The 18,417-nt window shown below is 61.6% G+C and carries 20 protein-coding genes and 1 tRNA gene; 5 read left to right on the forward strand and 16 right to left on the reverse strand.

Annotated features, from left to right (window positions below; genetic code table 11):
- Positions 1-118: 118 nt before the first annotated feature.
- The 3 genes from rsmD (at position 119) to KHO23_RS00800 (ending at position 1,682) form a co-directional block, all read left to right on the forward strand.
- Complete coding sequence (gene rsmD / locus KHO23_RS00790; RefSeq protein ID WP_211608692.1) at positions 119-733, forward strand: 16S rRNA (guanine(966)-N(2))-methyltransferase RsmD; 615 nt, start codon at positions 119-121, stop codon at positions 731-733.
- Positions 734-845: 112 nt separating this feature from the next.
- Positions 846-1,361, forward strand: a complete 516-nt coding sequence (gene coaD, locus KHO23_RS00795) for a pantetheine-phosphate adenylyltransferase (protein ID WP_120297547.1) — start codon at positions 846-848, stop codon at positions 1,359-1,361.
- Positions 1,362-1,424: 63 nt separating this feature from the next.
- Complete coding sequence (locus KHO23_RS00800) at positions 1,425-1,682, forward strand: YfhL family 4Fe-4S dicluster ferredoxin (protein WP_211608693.1); 258 nt, start codon at positions 1,425-1,427, stop codon at positions 1,680-1,682.
- A gap of 101 nt (positions 1,683-1,783) precedes the next feature.
- Here the strand turns inward: KHO23_RS00800 and hisC are convergent, their stop codons facing one another.
- The 8 genes from hisC to KHO23_RS00840 form a co-directional block, all read right to left on the reverse strand.
- Complete coding sequence (hisC, locus tag KHO23_RS00805; RefSeq protein WP_211608694.1) at positions 1,784-2,863, reverse strand: histidinol-phosphate transaminase; 1,080 nt, start codon at positions 2,861-2,863, stop codon at positions 1,784-1,786.
- 79 nt (positions 2,864-2,942) lie between these two features.
- The gene (gene pth, locus KHO23_RS00810) at positions 2,943-3,548 is read right to left on the reverse strand and encodes an aminoacyl-tRNA hydrolase (protein WP_211608695.1); all 606 of its coding nucleotides are present in this window, start codon (positions 3,546-3,548) and stop codon (positions 2,943-2,945) included.
- Between the two features lie 158 nt (positions 3,549-3,706).
- Positions 3,707-4,327: a 50S ribosomal protein L25/general stress protein Ctc gene (locus KHO23_RS00815; protein ID WP_211608696.1), complete on the reverse strand. Its 621-nt coding sequence runs from the start codon at positions 4,325-4,327 to the stop codon at positions 3,707-3,709.
- Between the two features lie 164 nt (positions 4,328-4,491).
- Positions 4,492-5,448, reverse strand: coding sequence for a ribose-phosphate pyrophosphokinase (locus KHO23_RS00820; protein ID WP_120297551.1), 957 nt, complete (start codon positions 5,446-5,448; stop codon positions 4,492-4,494).
- A gap of 46 nt (positions 5,449-5,494) precedes the next feature.
- Positions 5,495-5,571: transfer RNA gene (locus tag KHO23_RS00825), tRNA-Gln, on the reverse strand.
- A 50-nt stretch (positions 5,572-5,621) separates the two neighbouring features.
- Complete coding sequence (gene ispE, locus KHO23_RS00830; RefSeq protein ID WP_211608697.1) at positions 5,622-6,503, reverse strand: 4-(cytidine 5'-diphospho)-2-C-methyl-D-erythritol kinase; 882 nt, start codon at positions 6,501-6,503, stop codon at positions 5,622-5,624.
- Positions 6,504-6,568: 65 nt separating this feature from the next.
- Complete coding sequence (gene lolB, locus KHO23_RS00835; protein WP_211608698.1) at positions 6,569-7,201, reverse strand: lipoprotein insertase outer membrane protein LolB; 633 nt, start codon at positions 7,199-7,201, stop codon at positions 6,569-6,571.
- Positions 7,201-9,042, reverse strand: a complete 1,842-nt coding sequence (locus tag KHO23_RS00840; protein WP_211608699.1) for a tetratricopeptide repeat protein — start codon at positions 9,040-9,042, stop codon at positions 7,201-7,203. The genes lolB and KHO23_RS00840 overlap by 1 nt, the downstream gene beginning before the upstream one ends.
- A gap of 87 nt (positions 9,043-9,129) precedes the next feature.
- Here KHO23_RS00840 and mutM point away from each other — a divergent pair, with 87 nt between their 5' ends.
- On the forward strand, positions 9,130-9,960 hold the full coding sequence (gene mutM / locus KHO23_RS00845; protein WP_211608700.1) for a bifunctional DNA-formamidopyrimidine glycosylase/DNA-(apurinic or apyrimidinic site) lyase: 831 nt from the start codon (positions 9,130-9,132) through the stop codon (positions 9,958-9,960).
- A 7-nt stretch (positions 9,961-9,967) separates the two neighbouring features.
- Positions 9,968-11,083, forward strand: coding sequence for an A/G-specific adenine glycosylase (gene mutY, locus KHO23_RS00850; protein ID WP_211608701.1), 1,116 nt, complete (start codon positions 9,968-9,970; stop codon positions 11,081-11,083).
- Positions 11,084-11,110: 27 nt separating this feature from the next.
- Here mutY and KHO23_RS00855 read toward each other — a convergent pair whose 3' ends face one another.
- The 8 genes from KHO23_RS00855 to lptA form a co-directional block, all read right to left on the reverse strand.
- A complete protein-coding gene (locus KHO23_RS00855; RefSeq protein ID WP_211608702.1) occupies positions 11,111-11,743 on the reverse strand; it encodes an LON peptidase substrate-binding domain-containing protein in 633 nt (210 codons plus the stop codon).
- Positions 11,744-11,782: 39 nt separating this feature from the next.
- Complete coding sequence (gene rapZ / locus KHO23_RS00860) at positions 11,783-12,676, reverse strand: RNase adapter RapZ (protein ID WP_211608703.1); 894 nt, start codon at positions 12,674-12,676, stop codon at positions 11,783-11,785.
- Between the two features lie 105 nt (positions 12,677-12,781).
- The gene (gene hprK / locus KHO23_RS00865) at positions 12,782-13,750 is read right to left on the reverse strand and encodes an HPr(Ser) kinase/phosphatase (protein WP_211608704.1); all 969 of its coding nucleotides are present in this window, start codon (positions 13,748-13,750) and stop codon (positions 12,782-12,784) included.
- Positions 13,751-13,892: 142 nt separating this feature from the next.
- Positions 13,893-14,408, reverse strand: coding sequence for a PTS sugar transporter subunit IIA (locus KHO23_RS00870; RefSeq protein WP_012431657.1), 516 nt, complete (start codon positions 14,406-14,408; stop codon positions 13,893-13,895).
- Positions 14,409-14,725: 317 nt separating this feature from the next.
- Entirely contained in the window at positions 14,726-15,082 is a 357-nt protein-coding gene (gene hpf / locus KHO23_RS00875; protein ID WP_028199089.1) for a ribosome hibernation-promoting factor, HPF/YfiA family, read from the reverse strand.
- A 171-nt stretch (positions 15,083-15,253) separates the two neighbouring features.
- Positions 15,254-16,771 (reverse strand): RNA polymerase factor sigma-54, encoded by a 1,518-nt coding sequence (locus KHO23_RS00880; protein WP_211608705.1) that lies wholly within the window; start codon positions 16,769-16,771, stop codon positions 15,254-15,256.
- Between the two features lie 187 nt (positions 16,772-16,958).
- Positions 16,959-17,744, reverse strand: a complete 786-nt coding sequence (gene lptB / locus KHO23_RS00885) for an LPS export ABC transporter ATP-binding protein (protein ID WP_211608706.1) — start codon at positions 17,742-17,744, stop codon at positions 16,959-16,961.
- Positions 17,741-18,412, reverse strand: coding sequence for a lipopolysaccharide transport periplasmic protein LptA (gene lptA / locus KHO23_RS00890; RefSeq protein WP_211608707.1), 672 nt, complete (start codon positions 18,410-18,412; stop codon positions 17,741-17,743). Before lptA ends, lptB begins: the two co-directional genes overlap by 4 nt.
- Between the last annotated feature and the right edge of the window lie 5 nt (positions 18,413-18,417).

Below are 18,417 nucleotides of genomic sequence, written 5' to 3' on the forward strand. Positions count from 1 at the left end.
GCCGCCCGTCGTATTGACCGAATGGCCAGGCTGGACGCCGCGCGCCCCTGTGGTAACGTTGGCCTCCAACCCACGCGCATCGGCGTCGCGGGCGTCCCTATCACGTATTCGAAACTGCATGCCCCGTTCTGCTCCTTCACGCGCTCACGGCGCTTCGTCCAAAGGCGGCAAGCCGCACGCCATCCGTATCATCGGCGGCGACTGGAAGCGCACGCCGCTGCCCGTCCTCGACCTCGACGGCCTGCGCCCCACGCCCGACCGCGTGCGCGAAACGCTGTTCAACTGGCTCGGCCAACGGCTGGACGGCCAGCGCTGCCTCGATCTGTTCGCCGGTAGCGGCGCGCTTGGCTTCGAGGCCGCCTCGCGCGGCGCGGCGCGGGTGTTAATGGTTGAGCGCAATGCGCGGGCCGCCAACCAGTTGCGCTCGAACCAGGAGCACCTGTCGGCGCGCACCATCGAAATCGCGGAAGCCGACGGCTTGCGCCTCGCGGCGAGTCTCGCACCGGGATCGTTCGACGTGGTTTTCCTCGATCCGCCGTTCGGCGGCGATCTGCTCGACAAGGCGCTTGCTCTGGCCGTGCCGCTGCTGAGCCCGGAAGGGTTTCTGTATGTGGAGGCGGGCGTTCCGCTCGAACTCGATGGGAACGAGACACTCGCTGGATGGGAAATCGTGCGGCATGGCAAAGCGGGGGCTGTCCACTTTCATTTGCTGCAGCGCGAAAATAAGGAATAATGCGCGTTCCAAAACAAGCCGCGGATGGGTTACCGTCACGCGTGCGGTCGGTGCCAAATGCGTCGCGTGGACGCTTTGACGTGCCCTTTTGTCTGAAGAGAGGAGAAGTCTCATGGTAGTCGCCGTGTACCCGGGCACGTTCGACCCGCTGACGCGCGGTCACGAAGACCTCGTTCGACGCGCGTCGAGCATTTTCGATACGTTGGTGGTGGGCGTTGCCGACAGCCGTAACAAGAAGCCATTTTTCACCCTGAAAGAGCGTCTGGACATCGCTCATGAAGTGCTCGGGCACTACCCGAACGTTCAGGTGATGAGCTTCAAAGGGCTATTGAAGGACTTCGTTCGCAGCAATAACGCGCGCGTAATCGTGCGCGGCCTGCGCGCCGTCTCGGACTTTGAATATGAGTTCCAGATGGCCGGCATGAACCGCTATCTGCTGCCGGACGTCGAAACCATGTTCATGACGCCGTCCGATCAATACCAGTTCATCTCCGGCACCATCGTGCGTGAGATCGCGCAACTGGGCGGCGACGTCAGCAAGTTCGTGTTCCCGTCGGTCGAAAAATGGCTGACCGAGAAGGTTGCCGCGCTGGATCCGAATGACGGCGTCTCGGCGGGACAACCGTAACCGGCGTAAACTGTCGGATTGACGGATCAAAGCTGGCTTCGGCCGGCGCGAAGTGAGAGAAGTATGGCCTTGATGATTACCGACGAGTGCATCAATTGCGACGTGTGCGAGCCCGAGTGCCCGAACGACGCGATTTCGATGGGCCCGGAAATCTACGTGATCGACCCGAAGAAATGCACCGAGTGTGTCGGCCATTTCGACGAGCCGCAGTGTATTCAGGTGTGCCCGGTCGAGTGCATTCCGCGCGACCCTGAGCATCTGGAAACGGCGGACGGTTTGATGGCGAAGTACCACGCGCTGCAGGCTGCGAAGGGCGCGTGAGGGTTTGAATGATCGTGAACGGCGAGGCGTCTGCCTCGCCGTTTTCTTTTACAACAACGCCCGGTGTTGGGCGCGTGGCTGTCCCGATCGTTGCCTGATCGTTACCCAACGTAAGCGCTGAAAATGTCGCGCAGTGCATCCAGCAGAATGCCGCATTCGGCATCCGTGCCGACCGAGATTCGCAGGTGCTGGTCGATTCGCGCCGCCTTGAAGTGGCGCACGAAGATTTCCCTTTCCCTTAGCCGTGCGACGAGCGTCGCCGCGTCGTAGCCTTCGTGACGCGCGAACAGCAGATTCGCCGCCGACGGTACCACCTCGAAGCCCAGTGCCGTCAAGCCTGCCGCCAACCGCTCGCGGCTGGCAATCACCTTGGCGCAGTTGTCGCGGAACCACGCATCGTCCTTGTAGGCGGCGACGGCCGCGACTTGTGCCAGACGGTCGAGCGGATACGAGTTGAAGCTGTCTTTCACGCGGTTCAGTGCGTCGATCAATTCCGGATTGCCGAACGCGAAGCCGACGCGCATGCCGGCCAGCGAACGCGACTTCGAGACTGTCTGGATCACCAGCAGGTTGGGATAGCGGTCGATCAGTGCGATGGCCGATTCGGCGCCGAAATCGACATAGGCCTCATCGATTACCACGACCGATTCGGTGTTTCTCGCCACCAGGCGCTCGATATCGGCGAGCGGCAGCGGTCGTCCAGTCGGCGCGTTCGGGTTCGGGAACAGTACGCCGCCGTTGGGCGTTGCGTAGTCGTCGACGTGGATGGCAAAGCTGTCGTCGAGTGCGACCGTCCGATAGTCGACTTCAAAGAGCCGCGCGTAGGTCGGGTAGAAGCTGTACGTGATATCCGGAAACAGCAACGGTTTGTCGTGCTTCAGCAAGGCCTGAAAGGTGAGCGCGAGCACTTCGTCCGAGCCGTTGCCCGCGAATACCTGTTCCGGCCGGATGCCGTGGTACGCGGCTACCGTTTCGCGCAACTTTCGCGCGGTCGGGTCGGGATAGCGCCGCAGTGACTCGCACGCGTCGCCCAGTTCATGACGGATCGCGTCAAGCACGCGCGGCGACGGCGGATAAGGATTCTCGTTGGTGTTCAGCTTCACCGGATGCGCAACCACGGGCTGCTCGCCCGGCACATACGGCGTCAGACGGTGGACGATGTCACTCCAGTAGCGGCTCAAGCGATTCTCCTGGCGATGGCGAAACGGGCGAAATGGGCGAAACGGTGATAAAGCGATGTAGGCGCGAGCAAGCCGTCGCTCAGGGATTATTGCGATGCAGTTGCATCGTCGCCCGCTCGAGTTCGCCTTTGATGATCTGTGGCATCACGGCCAACGCGCGTTCGATCGACGCATCGATCACTTCCTGTTCTTCCCGCCGCGGCGGTTTCAGCACGTAATTGGCGACGTCCGGCTTGGCACCGGCTCGCGCGCTTTCGGGAATGAGATCGCGCGGATGACCGATGCCGATCCGCAGCCGCCAATACTGTTGCGAGGACAGATGCGCGGTGATGTCCTTCAGCCCGTTATGGCCGCCGCTGCCGCCACCGAGTTTCAATTTGACGCTGCCGGGCGGCATATCGAGTTCGTCGTGTGCGACCAGGATTTCGTCCGGAAGAATCTTGAAGAACTGAGCGACCGCCACGACCGACTGCCCCGAGCGGTTCATATATGTCTGCGGTTCCAGTAGATGCACTTCTTCGCCGTGAAGCCGGGCCTTCGCGTAGAAACCGTGGAAGCGCCGCTCGTCGCGCATTGTCGTGCCGGCTTCGCGCGCCAGTTGATCGGCCAGCCAGAAGCCGGCATTGTGGCGCGTCGCGGTGTATTCAGCGCCCGGATTGCCGAGCCCGACGATCAGCTTGATCATGATTGCGTAGGTCCATCTGGCCCGGACGCCGAACACGGCCGAGCCGAAAAAAACCGAAAAAAAACCCGCCGGGGCGAACCTCGGCGGGTGACGTCGACCGTTTCATTGAAACGGATCGAGAGGATTGCTTGCTTGGTGCCGAAAGGGCCAAGAGGACCTTAGGCAGCCGGCGTTTCGCCTTCAGCAGCAGCAGCGGCGTCGCCTTCAGCGATTGCGCCAGCCGGGATCGTCGCAGTTGCGATGACCGGGTTTTCTGCTTCAATGTGAGCAACCAGTGCCACGCCTGCCGGCAGAGCGATGTCCTTGGCGTGCAGCGACTGACCCGCTTCGATCTTCGCCAGGTCGACTTCGAGGAATTCCGGCAGTGCCGACGGCAGGCACTCGATTTCGATTTCGTTGAGGACGTGCGAGATCACCGCGCTCGACAGCTTCACTGCCGGGTTGGTTTCCTGGTTCATGAAGTGCAGCGGCACCTTGGTGTGCAGCTTCTTCTTCGCGTCGACGCGCTGGAAGTCCACGTGCAGCACGAGCTGACGGAACGGATGGTATTGCACGTCGCGCAGCAGAACCTGTTGCGACTTGCCACCGATTTCCAGGTCGAGAATCGACGAGTGGAAAACTTCTTTCTTCAGCGCGTGCCAAAGTGCGTTGTGGTCCAGTTCGACCAATTGCGTGTCAGCACCAGCGCCATATACGATGCCCGGGGTCTTACCCGAGATACGCAGGCGGCGGCTCGCACCCGTACCTTGCAAAGAACGCTCGAAAGCGACTACTTTCATGTTAAATCTCCAATGCACTGCCCGCGACCAGGCAGTAAAAACGGGGCCTCCAAGCCTTTTCGGCTGAGGCCCCAGAGCGATGGCACGAACCTTCGTTCGTTCATGCCAATTGTGCAAAAGCGCAGCGCGCGGTACTGCAATGCGCGCGGCGCCTTCGCAAATACTTAACTTTCAGCGAACAGCGACATCACCGAATCGCCGCGGCGAATCCGCGAGAACGTTTCGGCAAGCAGGCCGGCGCTGCTCAACGCACGAATCTTGGGGCACGAGCGAGCTTCTTCGCCGAGCGGGATCGTGTCGGTGACAACGACTTCGTCGAGTGCCGAAGCTGCGATACGCTCGCCTGCACCGCCCGACAGAACCGGGTGGGTGGCGTAAGCGAACACCTGCTTCGCACCGCGTTCCTTCAAAACCTGAGCTGCCTTGCAAAGCGTGCCTGCGGTGTCGACCATGTCGTCCATGATCACGCAGGTGCGGCCTTCGACTTCACCGATGATGTTCATCACTTCGGCAACGTTCGCCTTCGGGCGGCGTTTGTCGATGATCGCGAGATCGCAATTCAGTTGCTTGGCCAATGCACGGGCACGCACCACGCCGCCGACGTCCGGTGAAACGACCAGCAGGTTCTCGTAGTTCTGCTTGCGCAGATCGCCGAGCAGCACGGGCGTAGCGTAGATGTTGTCGACCGGGATGTCGAAGAAGCCTTGAATCTGGTCGGCGTGCAGATCCATCGTAATGATCCGCTCGACACCGGCGATTTCCAGCATGTTCGCCACGATCTTCGCCGAGATGGCGACGCGCGCTGAACGCGGGCGACGATCTTGACGGGCATAACCGAAGTAGGGGATGGCTGCGGTGATCCGGCCGGCGGATGCGCGCTTGAGCGCATCGACCATGATCATCAGTTCCATCAGATTGTCATTCGCCGGTGCGCAGGTGGACTGCAGGACGAAGACATCCTTGCCACGCACGTTTTCCTGAATCTCGACCTGGATTTCACCGTCCGAGAAACGGCTAACCATTGCTTTGCCGAGGGGAATACCGAGGATTTTGACGACTTCCTGTGCAAGCGCGGGATTTGCGTTGCCAGTAAAAACCATCAGGCCGTCATGGCTGCTCATCGTGCACCTGCTTCAGGCTGGGGGGCGAGGGAAATGCGAGAATTTTTGGCAGGGGAGGAAGGAGTCGAACCTTCGAATGCCGGAATCAAAATCCGGTGCCTTAACCAACTTGGCGACTCCCCTACACTAACTTTGAGCTTCACCGAACGAGGGAACGTTCGACGAGGCAAAACTTATGACGCGAAAGCAAAGAGTGGATGCTGATCGAGACCTGCAGTCACTGCGCTGTTCCATTCGCCGGGCAGTTTGGCTTGCGCCGCTTCTGCTTCAGCTTGACTACGGAACGCTGCAAATACACTTGCACCTGACCCAGACATCCGCGCTGGTGCGATGTTTTCAAACCACCGCAGCACTTGCGCTACTTCCGCGTATTTTCCCACGACAACCTGCTGCATGTCATTGCGGCCGAAACTTTCTGGCCATTCAGTGTTGCAGCTAAGTTCTGCAGGAAAGTCCGTAATTATGAGGGGTTTCGAATCTCTTGTCAACGCTTTTTCGGAAAAAATCGCTGCAGTCGGAACATGAACCCTCGGCGTCACTACTAGGAAATGGCGCGGCGGCAATTGTACAACGTCCAAAGCTTCTCCGACACCCTCGGCGAACGCATTTTTTCCAAAAATAAAGAACGGCACGTCGGCGCCGAGTTTCAGCGCCAGCGCCTGCAGCTCCAGTCGCGGCAAATCGAGTTTCCAGAGACGGTTGAGCGCGAGTAGTGTGGTGGCCGCATCGGAACTGCCACCGCCGAGGCCCGCGCCCATCGGCAGGCGCTTTTCGATTTCGATATCGACACCCTCGGGCGAGCCCGTATGCGCCTTCAGGAGCGATGCGGCGCGCACGGTGAGATCGTGTTCCGGCGGAACGTCGGCGATTTCGGTGCTGCGCGTGATGAGGCCGTCGTCGCGCCGCTTGAAGTGCAGGGTGTCGCCCCAGTCGAGCAACTGGAAGACGGTTTGCAGCGTGTGATAGCCGTCTGCCCGGCGGCCGGTGATGTGCAGGAACAGGTTGAGTTTCGCGGGCGCGAGGCAATCGCGCAGCGAATCGGTCGTTTCAATCATGAGTCAGGGCTACATGCGCCATAGTGGCGCCAAAGATGCGGCAAGGGTTGTGCGAACACGCGCGACTATTGGTCCAGCACGAGCTTGATGTCGAGCGGCGGTTCCGAGCGGCTCAGGTTCAGACGCTTCACGCCGGTGGCCGGCGCCTCGGCATAGGCCAGGTAATCGATCGTCCAGCCGTCCTGCGTGATCTGTTTCAAGCGCGAGGGCTGATCCGGATCCTTCTCGGTCCTGGCGCGCGAAGTCGGTGCCGGCGAAGGCTGCAGCCAGTAGCGCAGCCCTTCGACCGGCAACACAAATCCGAGCGCATTCTGCATCAGCGTGGAGACATTGTCGGCGGTGAGCGGTTGACGGTTCGGCAGTTCAAGCGTGGCCGAAGCGGGCGACGAAGTCACGATCGCCAGTGTCTGACCGAGCGGATTGCGCAATTGCAGGGTGACCGTGTCACCCGTTTCCTGCCAGGTGAAGTTGCCATAAGCATTGCGCTGCTGGCCGTTCTGATCGTTGTACTGGATCGCGAACCGGCCTTGATAGGCACGGGTGGTCTGCGTGGAGACGGATGTCGCCGCATTCGACGTGGACGGCCCCTGCGGCTTCACCGATGCACAACCGGCCAACGCGACAACCGCCGCCGCTACGAATCCGAGCGCCGCGCCGCGCGGCGCCCCGGGATAGGAGATCAAGCGGGAAAGACGCATCAAAGATCGTTCACCTGAAGGCGTTGCAGCGTTTTAACCAGGGTGTCGTTGTCCGGTTCGAGCTTGCGCGCGTCACGGAAAGCGGCGCGAGCCTGATCCTGCGCGCCGGTTTTCCACAACACTTCGCCGAGGTGCGCGCCAATTTCGGCGTTCGGCTGGAGGTCGTACGCTTTGCGCAGCAGCTTGATCGCATCCGATGTATCGCCCATCCGGTACTTGACCCAGCCGACACTGTCCATGATGAAGGCGTCGTTCGGTGCCAGCGACGAGGCCTTCTCGACCAGCTTATCCGCTTCCGACAGGCGCTGATTGCGATCGGCCAGCGAATAGCCGAGCGCGTTATACGCCTGCGGATTGTCCGGCTGCGTCTGGATCAGCTTGCGCAACTGCGCTTCCATGACGTCGTAATGGCCGGTCTTTTCGGCGGCCATGGCGTAGTCGTAGGTGAGATCGGGATCGTCGGGGAAGGCCGCCGTTGCTTGTTGCAGGCGTGATTCCGCCTCCGGGTAACGCTTCGCGTCGAACAGAATGGCCGCGTCGGTGCGGGCAATCAGCGCCTGGTCACGCGGATCGGGTGCCTGCAGGCCCGCCAGCAGTTTGCGCGCGTCTTCCGTCTTGCCTTGCTTGGCGAGCAATTGCGCACGCGTGATCTGCGCAGGCATATATTGCTGGCTCGATGTCGAAACCTTGTTCAGCCAGCTGCTCGCTGCCGCCTCGTTCTTCTGTTCGAGCGACAGTTGCGCAAGATAGATATACGCCTGGCCCGGATCGGCGTTCGGCGTTTTTTCGGCTTGCTGTGCGTACTGGGTCAGGTAGGTCTGCGCGTCGTTGAAATTCTTCTGCTGGATCTTGATCAGCGCGAGCGCCATCAGCGGCGTGAGGTCAGCCGCGTTGTTCTTGTGCATGATCTCGAACTGCTTCTGCGCGTCGTCCAGACGGTCGCTCGCGAGATACATCTGCGCGAGCGCGAGGCGCGCGTCATGCGATTTCGGGTTCTGCTGCACGTACTTCTCGAGCGACGCGATGCCTTCCTTGCGCTCCTCCGGACCCATCTGCGACAGCGTCAGCGCGGCCGGCAAATAGTCTGGTTTGAGCGCGAGCGCCTGTTCGAGCGACTTGCGCGCGCCCGGCGCGTCGTTGGAAACAAGTTGCTGGCGCGCGATGGCCAGTTGCGCCTCCGGCCGGTTCAGGTCGTTTTTCAGCAGGTCTTGCAGGACATGCAGGCCGCCGATCCGGTTCGGACCGCGCGAAAGCAACAGCTGCAACGCCAGAATCGCACTGCCGCGATTGTCGGCGGGCACTTTCGCGAGTTCCCCGGCGAGGATCGGTTCAGCGTCGTCAGGCTTGCCGGACAACACGAGCAGGGACGCGTCAAGTTGCGCGGCGCGTTCCGAATTCGGCGCATACTGCTGCCACAATTGCGCGGCGGCCAAAGCGTCCGACGGGCTTTGCGCGGCCAACGCGATTTCCGTGGCGCGTTGCGCCATGCGCGGATCGTGCGTGTCGCGCGCGAGCGCGAGGTAGGTCTGGTAGGCGGGCGCCGGCTGGTCGCGTTGCAATGCGACCTCGGCGGCGAGCACCTGGAATACGATCTGGCTGGACAGCGGCACGCCCGGCAGAGACTTCTGGTCTTCTGCCGTCGCCGGACCGAGCGGGTCAGGCAGGGTGACAGACGTGTCATCCGAGTCCGGCGATGGATCCTGCGCGTGCGCGGGCACGGCAGCCAGCGCCCAGACGGCGAGCGCGGCGGCACCGAGCATGCGGCGAGCGGACACGGCGTTCGGCACGCGGGATGCGCTAGCCGGGCGCTTCGAAAACAGCTTCACGAAGGACAAGTTCATGGAAATCCGTTCAATGTTTCGGACGATTGTAACGCGCTCGCTACAATACGCGCACAACCAACGACGCAAGTTGCAGACCAGTTAGACATGCCAGAGTTGCCAGAAGTTGAGGTTACCCGAAGGGGAATCGAACCGTATGTGTCCGGGCGCAAGGTTGAACGCGTCGAGGTGCGTACGCCCGCGCTGCGGTGGCCGATTCCGGCGGACCTTGCGAAAACCTTGCGCGGCAGCGTGGTGCGCAAGGTCGAGCGGCGCGGCAAGTATCTGCTGTTCGAGATTGATGCCGGCTGGTTCATCGTGCATCTGGGCATGACCGGCACGCTGCGTGTGCTGCGTCATGTGCCGCATCCGCCGGCCGCGGCGAAACACGATCACGTCGACTGGATTTTCGACGAATTCATTTTGCGCTATCGCGATCCGCGGCGTTTCGGCGCGGTGCTGTGGCACCCGCGCGAAGCCGGCGACGTACTCGAGCATCCGCTGCTCGCGGGCCTCGGTGTCGAACCGTTTTCGCCGGCGTTTTCCGGCGCGTTGATGCACCGGCTCACGCGCGGGCGCAAGGTGTCGGTGAAGCAGGCGCTGCTGGCAGGGGAGATCGTGGTCGGCGTGGGTAATATCTACGCCTCCGAAAGCCTCTTTCGCGCCGGTATCCGGCCCACCACCGCGGCGGGTCGTGTCTCGCTCGTGCGCTACGCGTTGCTGGCGGACGCGGTGCGTATCACGCTCGCCGCGGCGATTGAGAAGGGCGGCAGCACGCTGCGCGATTTCGTCGGCAGCGACGGCGAAAGCGGTTACTTCCAGCTCGACTATTTCGTCTATGATCGCGCGGGCCTGCCATGCCGCGTGTGTGGAACGCCGATCAAACAGATCGTGCAGGGGCAGCGTTCCACGTATTTCTGTCCCACCTGCCAGCGCTAAATTATCAATGCCTTCTCGTTTAAGCCCTTCTGCCGCGTCTGCCGCGCCTGCTTTTCCAGTCATGTCTGATTTTTCCGCGCGGTTGATTGCGTGGCAGCGCCAGCACGGCCGTCATGATCTGCCATGGCAGAACACGCGCGATCCGTATCGCATCTGGTTGTCGGAAATCATGCTGCAGCAGACCCAGGTATCGACGGTCATTCCGTACTACGCAAAGTTTCTTGCGCGTTGTCCGGATGTTGCCTCGCTCGCCGCCGCGCCGGCAGACGACGTAATGGCGTTATGGGCAGGCCTCGGCTACTACTCTCGCGCGCGCAATCTGCACCGCTGCGCGCAGGTCGTCGTCGAGCAGCATGGCGGGGCGTTCCCTGCGTCTGCCGACGCGCTTGCTGAACTACCGGGCATCGGCCGCTCGACGGCCGCGGCGATCGCCTCGTTCGCATTCGGCGCGCGTGCCACGATTCTCGACGGCAACGTGAAGCGCGTATTGGCGCGCGTATTTGGCGTCGAGGGCTTTCCGGGCGAAAAGAAAGTCGAGAACGCGATGTGGACGCTGGCGGAATCGCTGCTGCCGTCCAACGCATCGGACGACGATGTCAGTGCCTACACGCAGGGCCTGATGGACCTTGGCGCAACGTTATGTGTGCGTGGCAAGCCGGACTGCCTACGCTGCCCGTTCGCTCCCGACTGCGTGGCCAACGTGACCGGACGTCAGCGCGAACTGCCCACGGCACGACCGAAGAAAGCTGTGCCGACGCGCCGCACATGGATGCTGGTGCTACGCAACGGTAACGCCGTGATGCTGGAAAAGCGCCCCCCGTCGGGCATCTGGGGCGGCTTATGGAGCCTGCCGGAAGCCGCCGACGAAGCTACGCTGGCCGAGCGTGCGCGTGCTTTCGGCGGTGACGGAGCGGTCTCGCCGCTCGCGCCGCTTACCCACGTTTTCACGCATTTCAAGCTGGATATCGAACCGCGGCTTGCCGAGCTGGATCGTGGCGCAGGCGCGTTGGCTGCACTAGGCGACGCGGACACTGCATGGGTCGCGTTAAGCGATCTCGATTCATTCGGCGTACCCGCGCCGGTGCGCAAACTGCTGGATAGTTTGCACGGCTCGCTGCTCTAGCCAACCCCGAGCAAAAAGCACGTCAAATCAAAGCAGCTGATGTTGCTGCATATAGTGATGAACCACGTCGATCCGGGCGCCTGCGTCCTGCAATTCCATCAGTTTTTGTCTTGCACGAAGGGCGATCGGCAGCACTTCCGCGAGCCGGTTCGACACCCATGACGGATCTTCCAGCCTGAACGGCTCCGCGAACGGCAGGCTGTCCGGATCGCGTTCGCGGATCGTTGCGATGATCCGTTCAAGCACTTCCGCACACGCGCCGAATTTGGCCAGTTGCTCATTGCCCTCGAGCGGGATGTCTTCTCCGAGCGGCTCCGCCATGCCGACCAGCAAGCCGCTGCTCTCCACACGATGGGAAAGCAGGCGAAACCGCCGCGTGCCGCGTGCGCGAATCAGCAGCATGCCGAAGGCTTCGACATCGCACTCTTCGATTTCGGCGAGACAGCCGATTGCTTCAGGCACCGAGGGCTCTTCGGCGCGTGCCACTTCGGCGCCGCTTTTCAGCAGACACACGCCGAACGGCGTTTTGTCTCGCAGACAGTCGCGCGCCATATCGAGGTAGCGTGCTTCGAAGATTTTCAGCGGCAGCAGTCCATCGGGAAACAGCACCGTATGCAGCGGAAACAGCGGCACATCGGCAAGCACAGTAGAAGAAGACATGGCGCAACGCTTCGAGTTGAGGCCGCGCGACGCGGCCGGTTAAGCCACTAACTTCGATGATTCGCCGATAGGAACCGGCGCATCGCGGTGCCGCACAATGACATTTGCCGACGTTGCGAGACGCGCGGCGAGCGTCTCCGCAATGAACACCGAGCGGTGCTGGCCGCCCGTGCAACCGATCGCGACCGTTAGATAACTGCGATTGTCGTCACGGAAATGCGGCAGCCATTTGACGAGATATTTTTCGATGTCGTCGATCATTTCATGCACGACCGGCAGCGCGTCGAGAAAATCCATCACCGGTTTGTCCAGGCCCGTGAGCGGTCGCAACTCATGATCGTAGTACGGGTTCGGCAGCGTGCGGACGTCGAAAACAAAATCGGCGTCGAGCGGCACGCCGCGTTTGAAGCCGAAAGACTCGAACATCAGCACGAGCCCCGCATCTTCCTGCTCGATGAAGCGTTTGACCCATGCACGCAGCACGTTCGCGCGCAGATTGCTGGTGTCGATCTGATGGCCGAATTCGACGAGGCCCGCCACGAGTTCGCGTTCGCGTTCGATCGCTTCACCGAGCGACGTCAGCAAGCCGACGTCCGCATCGTGCGCGGTGGAACCGGACAGTGGATGACGACGGCGCGTTTCGGAAAAACGTTGAATCAACGACTGCGTGCTTGCGTTCAGAAAGAGCACGCGCACGTCGTGGGCGCGCGACAGGTCGCGGATCATCGCAGGCATTTCGTCGAGCGAGGCGCTCGAGCGCGCGTCGATGGCGACCGCGAGGCGTTCGTGGCCGTCGTCGGCGAGATAGTTGGCCAGTTGCGGCAAAAAACGCGGCGGTAAATTGTCGACGCAGTAATAGCCTGCGTCTTCAAGCGCGTTCAGGGCAACTGACTTGCCGGAGCCGGAAATACCGGTGATCAGGATTATGCGCATGGAGTCGTGGAATCCGTACAGTTCATCATAGCATCTGGTCCCCGTGCGCGTGCCGCCGCAGCCGCCGTTGGCGGTCCTGACACGGCGCTGCGGGGTGTCGCGGATTTAGATCAATTTGCCGGGAAACTGGCTATCCGGGTCCTGCATGGCCAGACGCTGACGATCCATGAAGTCGCGCAGCGTATCGATGCCGCGAAGTTGCAGGATCGTGTTGCGCACGGCCGCTTCGACCAGCACCGCGAGGTTGCGGCCGGCCGCAACCTGAATCGTGACTTTGCTGATCGGCAAACCGAGCACATCGACGGTTTGGCTTTCCAGCGGCAACCGCTGGAATTCGCCGTCGGGACGGCGCACCAGTTGCACGATCAGTTTCAGCTTCATTTTGCGACGCACCGCGGTTTCACCGAAGATCGTCTTGATGTCGAGCAGGCCGAGACCGCGAACTTCGAGCAGATTTTGCAGCAGCGGCGGGCAGCGTCCTTCGACGAAATCCGGGCCGAGGCGCACGAAATCCACCGCGTCGTCGGCGACGAGGCCGTGCCCGCGGCTGATCAATTCCAGCCCGAGCTCGCTCTTGCCGAGGCCGGAATCGCCGGTGAGCAGCACGCCCATGCCGAGAATGTCGAGAAATACGCCGTGCAGCGTGGCGCGCGGCGCGAGAATGCGCGACATGTACAGGCGCAGGCTGTCGATCACCGCAGCGGCGGACATTGGCGTGGTGAAGAGCGGCGTGGACGAGCGCGTGCAGCGCAGCACCAGCTCCGGCGGCGCCGCGACACCGCCCGCCACCACCAGAAACGGCGGCTCCAACGCGATCAGCTCGGCCATATGGCGCGAGCGGTCTTCGTCGGTTTGACGCGTGTAGTAGTCGATTTCGGCGTCGCCGAGCACCTGGATCCGGTTCGGGTGGATCAGGTTCAAGTGGCCGACAAGGTCGGCGCTCGACGTGGCGTTGGCGACCGATTCCGAAGAAAAGCCGCGCTCCCAGCCTTCATGCCCCGTCAGCCAGCTCAGCTTCAGCATGGCGGCGTTGTCGTCGAAAATGCTCTGGGCGTTGATGCTGGACGTATCCATGAGTCAGTGACTCCAGTGTGGGCCGCTTGCCGGGCGAAGGGGCGGCCGTGCTAACGCGGGCCGTTTGCCTTGCCAGGTTGTTGTACCCGCACTTAGGCGGGTAACGGGGTGAATCACCGGCGTGCGGATAACCGCCGATGCATCAAGGTTGCCACTGAGTGAGCAGGCGATGCAATGATTCGCGGTCTTCTTCCGTGTGCAGACGCTCGCGGGCCTCGCGATCGGACAGCAACTGGGCGATTTCCGAAAGGATTTCGAGGTGCTGCTGGGTGGCCTGCTCGGGCACGAGCAGGAAGATCAGCAGCGAGACGGGCTGGCCGTCGGGCGATTCGAAGGGGATGGGTTCCGCGAGGCGAACGAACGCGGCGAGCGGTTGCTTCAAGCCTTTGATCCGGCCATGCGGAATCGCGACGCCTTCGCCGAGCCCAGTCGATCCGAGGCGCTCACGCGCGAACAGATTGTCAGTGACCGTACTGCGGGCGATGCCGTTCTGGTTCTCGAAGATCAGGCCCGCTTGCTCGAACACGCGCTTTTTGCTGGTGACCGATAGACCGACAACGACGTTCTCGAGGGGAAGAAATTTGGCTAAACGATTCATGTTGACAGGCGAAAACGTGGCCTGGGTTCTCCTCGCTGGGGCGTTTGAGTGGCGTTCCATTCGTTTGATGCTCACGGCGACGTGCAGTGGAGTCCGAAAGCGCAGGACTCCGGCCGACCGATTTCCGTTTGAGCTAACTTGACCCCGATGGTAACCGGAACATTATAGAACAGGGTAGCCACGGATGGTGCGGCGCGCCATCGATGCATCATGGGTTTCTTTGCGAGATCGATCCGATCTGTGCCACTGCGCGAAAAAGGTGCCCTGAAACGAAAAACCGCCCGGTCTCGGGCGGTTTGGCTGGGTATTGGCAAATACGAGCCAATGCGGGCAAATGAGGAAAAACGAAGGAAAGTAAAGATGCCTTCTAATTTCCCTTATTGCGGCGGCACATCCAGTAGCGGTGCCGGCTGGTACTTGATCGCATCGTGCTGATGGCCTTGCAGGCGATCCTTATGGCGTATCACTTGACGGTCGAGCTTGTCGATCATCAGATCGATCGCAGCGTAGAGATCGCTGTCACAACTCTCGACAAAGATATCTTTACCCTTAAGATGCAGGTTGATTTCAACCTTTTGACGCTTTTCCTTTTCCTTGTGGTTGTCGACCGAGAGGACCACACTGCCGTCGATGACCTGATCGAAATGTCTTAGCACCCTATCCAGTTTGGTGATCACGTATTCGCGCAACGCAGGCGTTACTTCGAGGTGGTGTCCACTGATCTGCAGATTCATAGTGCTTCTCCAAGCTAGAGGCCGCTTGTTCCGCACGATGACGTAGGTCCGGTCGATCTGTCGGCTTGCCTGAGTCGCCCCCCGGTGACTGACTTCTGGCAGGTCGCATCGGCCGGCCTGTCCGCCAAACTGCGGAGCGGCCGGTAAATGCCCGTCGCGGGAGGCGGCGGGCTACAGAGACTTGCGCAGGTTGACTGCCGGAATCTTGAGCGCTTCGCGATATTTCGCCACGGTACGCCGTGCGACCACGAAGCCCTGTTCAGCCAGCAGTTCGGCTATGCGACTGTCTGAAAGAGGAGATTTCGGGTTTTCCGCTCCTATCAGTTGCTTGATGAGCGCACGGATCGCCGTTGAAGACGCCGCGCCGCCCGTGTCAGTCGAAACGTGTGATCCGAAGAAGAACTTAAATTCAAGCGTCCCGAATGGGGTCAGCATGTATTTACCGGTTGTCACACGCGAGACAGTTGACTCGTGTAGGCCCAGCGTATCAGCAATTTCTCGCAAAACCAAGGGGCGCATGGCAATTTCGCCGTGCACAAAAAAGCTCTTTTGACGCTCGACAATGGCTTGTGCGACCCGGAGGATGGTCTCGAAACGTTGCTGGATATTTTTGATCAGCCAGCGTGCTTCCTGCAGTTGCTGACGCAACGATCCGCTACCCGGATCGCCCCGGTTATTGCGCAGAATATTCGCGTACAGATGGTTGATGCGCAGCTTGGGCACCACATCCGGATTGAGTTCCGCCTGCCAGCCCTGTGCCGTTTTGCGCACCATGATGTCCGGCACGACATAGTCCGCTTCCGCCTTGCCGTAAGCGGCGCCGGGAAATGGCTCGAGCGAGCGGATCAGCATATGCGCATCTCGCAGATCGTCGTCGTTCGCCTTCAGATGCTTGCGCAGGCGCGTGAAGTCGCGTGCCGCGAGCAGTTCCAGATAATGGGCAACGATGTCGAGCGCCAGTGTGCGCGTAGGCGACTGTTCGAGCCGCAACAATTGCAACTTGAGACATTCCGACGCGGAGCGTGCGCCGACCCCTGCAGGGTCGAAGCTATGCAGCAGCGCGAGCGCGGCGTTCATTTCGTCGAGATCGACTTCGAGCTCTTCGGGCAGGTCGTTCAGCACTTCGTCGAGCGTGGCGGCAAGATAGCCGTCGTCGTCGAGCGATTCGATCAGGAAGGTGATCAGCGCGCGGTCGCGCTGGCTCGCCTGGGTGACGCGAAGTTGCGCCATCAGGTGATCGCGCAGCGAGGTGCTCGATTCGTGGACTTGCAGCGGCGGCAGATCGTCGTCGTCCGAGGCATTGCCGGAGCGGCCGTAGTCGCCGAGATCCCATTGCGACGACTCGCCGTTGCCGTCGTTCGCGAGGCCGTTGTACTCGTCGACACCCTGCGGCTCGCCGTTCTCGGCGCGCTCGCTGCTGCTGGTGGACGAAGACGACGTATTGCCGCCCATCTGGTCGGGCGGCGCGGAGGAATTGGGCGACTGGGTGATCAGCGAACCGTCGGCCGCCACGCGCAGGGGACTCGCGATCCAGTCGTCCTCGTTCTCGAGGAGCGGATTCTGCGAGATCGCCATTGCGACTTCCTGCTGCAGTTCGAGCGTGGACAGCTGAAGCAGCCGGATGGACTGCTGCAGTTGCGGGGTCAGCGCAAGATGCTGCGATAGGCGGAGTTGGAGGCTGGCTTTCATGGCAAGTTGAGATTCATTGTAGAGAGTTTGCCACGACCGCGATACATTGCGACATGCGCAATTACGCGTGCGCCCGTTTTCGGCGGCGCTGGGCGCGGAACGGCCCAGGTCAAAAAAGCGGATGTGCGGATGCCGCAAAGAGGCCGGCGGGTGCTCGCTCGCACGGCCGGCCGTCTCCTTTGTGCACTTACATGCGGAAGTGTTCGCCCAGGTAGACGCGCCGCACGCTTTCGTTTTCGATGATGTCGCTCGGCGCACCGGCGGCCAGCACGCTGCCGTCGCTGATGATGTAGGCGTGGTCGCAGATGCCGAGGGTCTCGCGCACGTTGTGATCGGTGATTAGCACGCCAATATTGCGCTGCTTCAGAAATTTGACAATCTTCTGGATTTCCAGCACCGCGATCGGATCGACGCCCGCGAACGGTTCGTCGAGCAGAATAAAGCTCGGATTGGTGGCCAGCGCACGCGCAATTTCCACCCGTCGGCGCTCGCCGCCGGACAGCGACAGCGCCGGATTCTCACGCAGATGAGCGATCTGCAGTTCGTCGAGCAATGCCTCGGTACGGGCCGTGATGGTGTCCTTGCTGAGCCGCTTGCCGTTGTCTTCGTGCTGCAATTCCAGCACCGCGCGAATGTTTTCCTCGACGGTGAGCTTGCGGAACACCGACGCTTCCTGCGGCAGATACGACAGGCCCAGCGACGCGCGCTTGTGAATCGGCAGCAAGCTGATCGACTTGCCGTCCAGATCGATTTCACCTGCATCGAGCGGCACGAGGCCGACGATCATATAGAACGAGGTGGTCTTGCCGGCGCCGTTGGGGCCGAGCAGGCCGACCACTTCGCCGCTTTTCACGTCGAGCGAGACGTCTTTGACGACCGTGCGCGAGCCGTAACGCTTCTTCAGGTTGCGGACCACCAGTGAACTGCTGGTGCCGGCCGGTTTGCGATTGGGGAGGGACGCGGAAGAACTCACTGGTTCGGTGCTCCCTGGATCGTGGTGGACGGCGCGAGCGTGGCCGACGCGCCGTTCAGCGGCGCGGCGCCGCCATTGCGCGGCGCCAGCATCGCGCGTACGCGGCCGGTCGGGTTGCCCGGACCGGCGACGTCCTTGCCCGCCTTCGCGGTGTAGAAGTCGTTCTGGCCGTCATAGGTGATGACGCTGCCGTGCACCTGGTCCATGACCGTGGAGAGGCCTTGCAGGCGCTTCACGGTGGCGTTGGTGGTGAGCGTGGTCAGATCCTGCTTGCCGTCGTAGTCGATACGAATGGCCGTGCCTTCGATGTATTCATCGAGGCCTTCGCGTTTCTGGCGGAAATACGACAGATTGCCGCCGCTCGAGGTGCCGGTGGCGTATTGATAGCCCTGCGGGTCTTGCGTCACCTCGACCCGATCGGCCTTGATCACGATCGTGCCCTTGGTCGCGACCACGTGGCCGGTGAAAATGTTGACCTGTTTGAGGTCGTCATAAGTCATGTTGTCCGCTTCGACGTTCAGCGGCTTGTCCTTGTCGGCGCGGTCGGCGTGCGCAAGCGGCGCGAAGCCGGCGAGCGGCAACGCGACAATCAGCGCAGCGAGTCCGGCGCGGCACGCGGACAGGGTGCGCGAGCGGCCGGTATCAAAACGGGGGAACGATTCGTTCATGCAGT

It is taken from the genome of Paraburkholderia haematera, assembly GCF_905220975.1.
Lineage (GTDB): Bacteria > Pseudomonadota > Gammaproteobacteria > Burkholderiales > Burkholderiaceae > Paraburkholderia > Paraburkholderia haematera.